Here is a 2,609-nt window from a genome sequence, read left to right as displayed (position 1 = left end):
CACATACCCCACCCCGACTCTTCACAAAAATGAAGATTGCCTGAACAAGGCAACCAAGTGGCGACTGTATGTAGTCATCAAGTAAAAGATCCAGAAGGATTACTTGGGGCGTACAGGACAAAAATGTTGCATGCAGCTGTGTCGTTACTCACGGTTGCACTGAATTTGGAAACAGATTGATAACACTCCTGCACTCGAGGCCTGCCAGCGCGATGTCCTCCAGGAAGGTCCACCAGCGACTGCCCTCCGCGAACGGACGCCTCCCTCAGCTTTCCGCGGGCGTGCGGGCTCGGTTCCTGCGCCGACCGGGGGTTGGCGTCACCCGCGATGTCCGTCTGGGCCTACGACTTGACCGTCACGGCTAGTACTCCAGCAGGACTTCGCTGTCTGACCTGTGGCGTTGACCGGGCGGCTGGAGTGTAGCGGGCCGGAACATGGTCAGGGACGGTCTCACGGAGGCCGCCCCTCGAACGTGCGACCCCGCCGCCGGTAATGACAGCGTCGGGCGACTGCCTGGCGCCGTCGGCGCCAGTTCGACCAGTTCATCGCGTGGTGTCTGGCTGTCCGCGCAGGTGCGGGGGTCGGGGACAACAAGCTGCCAGGAGTCGCCGAACCTCAGCCACTGTGAGCGCGATAGCCCCGGCGCTTTCACCGGTGGCGCCCCCTTTTCGCGTGCCCGGTGGGCGGTGACGGCCAGGAAGGCGTGGGCGAGCATGGCCAGCGTAATGTGCCGGAACCAGCCCACGTAACGGCGGACTTCGTACTGGTCCTGCCCGCATTCGTTCTTCGCTGCCTGGAAACACTCCTCGATGGCCCACCGCGCCCCGGCGATCCGCACCAGTTCCCGGACGGTGACCTGCAGGGGGCTGTAGGCGAGGTGGGTCTGTCCCGTAGTCGGTGGTGACGTCGGGTAGCCGTCCATGATCATGATCTGGTGGCGGATATCAAATCCCTGGCGGGAACGGTGTTTTCAGAGCTCTCGGGGCTGGTCATCGAGGACGTGACAGACGGGGGTGACTTGGTCGTGGTCTCGGCCCGTACCCAGGATGCTGCGGTGCCATGTCCGGTGTGCGGGTCACCGACGGCGAAGGTGCACGGGTATCACAGGCGGACTGTGAAGGACGTGCCCGTCGACGGGCGACCGGTCGTCGTACGCTTGCAGGTCAGGCGGCTGGTCTGTCCCGTTCTCAACTGCCGGCGGCAGACCTTCCGCGAGCAGGTGCCCGGGCTGCTGGAGTGTCATCAGCGCCGCACGGTGCGACTTACCGCCCAGATATCCCAGGTGGCACGGGAGTTATGCGGCCGGGCCGCCGCGCGGCTGACTGCTCATCTGGCCATGCCCGTCTCCCGCAGCACCGCGCTGCGACATCTGCGACGCCTACCGCTCCCCATGGAGACCATTCCGCGAGTGATCGGCGTGGACGACTTCGCTCTGCGCCGTCGTCACCGCTACGCCACGGTCATCACGAACGCAGAGACCGGTCGACGCATCGCGGTCCTTCCCGACCGGGAAATGGCCACCCTGGAATCCTGGCTGCAGACACACCCCGGCGTCGAGGTCGTCTGCCGCGACGGCTCAGCCAGCTACGCCGAGGCCATCCGCCGTGCTCTGCCCGACGCGGTCCAGGTCAGCGACCGATGGCACCTCTGGAGCAACCTCTGCGACAAGGTCCTGCTCGAGGTCCGCGCGCACTCCGGATGCTGGGCCACGATCAACCCGCCTCGCCCGGGCGGCGTTCGCGAACAGACCACCCGTGAACGCTGGAACAAGATCCATGACCTGCTCGGCCAGGGCGTCGGCCTCCTCGCGCCCGCCGCCTGAACCTGGCGTTGAACACCGTCAAACGCTACGCCCGCATGCCCGAACCCCAAGCCCTGCGGATCACCCCCGCCTACCGCCCCACGCTCGTCGACCCCTACCGCGGTCACCTGCGTGAACGGCGCAGGGCCGACCCGGCAGTTCCGGTAACCCATCTCCTGCGAGAGATCAGGGCGTTGGGCTACTCCGGCAGCGCTAACCTCCTGGTCCGCTACCTCAACCAGGGCCGAGCCGAGGGCGACCGGCCGGTGACCACCGCACGCCGCGCTACCCGGCTCCTGCTCACCAACCCCGACAACCTCCGCCCGAAGGACGTCGTCTTGCTGGAGAAGATCGCTGCGGCCTGCCCGGCAATGACCGCACTCGCCGAACTCGTACGCGGCTTCGCCGCCTTGCTGAGACCCGCCGAGGGCAACGACCTGCAACTCACCGGGTGGATCGCGTCCGCCCGCGCGGCCGGACTACCTCACCTGCGCAGTTTCACCAACGGCCTCGAAATCGACCGGCCCGCCGTGAATTCCGGTCTCACCTTGCCCTACCACAACGGCCGCACCGAAGGCGTCAACACCCGCACCAAGAGGATCATGAGGCAGATGCACGGCCGCGCCGGATTCGACCTCCTCCGCCACCGAATCCTCCTGCCCTGACCACCCGGCGTCACCACCGACTACGGGACAGACCCGACTACGGGACAGACCCCAATCATCTGTGTAACTGGGGTTGTTGAGGTTAGTGGCGTGCTGTGTTGAGTCGGCCGTCGAAGGTGATGTCGAAGGCGTTCAGTGCTATC

General features: G+C 65.9%; 2 pseudogenes. One reads left to right on the top strand and one right to left on the bottom strand.

Going from position 1 to position 2,609, the window contains the following annotated elements:
- Nucleotides 1-687 precede the first annotated feature (687 nt).
- Nucleotides 688-853: pseudogene (locus tag ACQKIP_RS44920) on the bottom strand (IS701 family transposase); the annotation flags it as partial.
- 81 nt (nt 854-934) lie between these two features.
- On the opposite strand from ACQKIP_RS44920, the pseudogene ACQKIP_RS44915 reads away from it, so the two are divergent.
- Nucleotides 935-2,466: pseudogene (locus ACQKIP_RS44915) on the top strand (ISL3 family transposase).
- Nucleotides 2,467-2,609 lie beyond the last annotated feature (143 nt).

This window comes from Streptomyces sp. NPDC059900 (genome assembly GCF_050270335.1).
Lineage (GTDB): Bacteria > Actinomycetota > Actinomycetes > Streptomycetales > Streptomycetaceae > Streptomyces.
The sequence above is the reverse complement of the archived record's forward strand: the minus strand, read 5'-3'. Positions and strand labels throughout refer to the sequence as shown.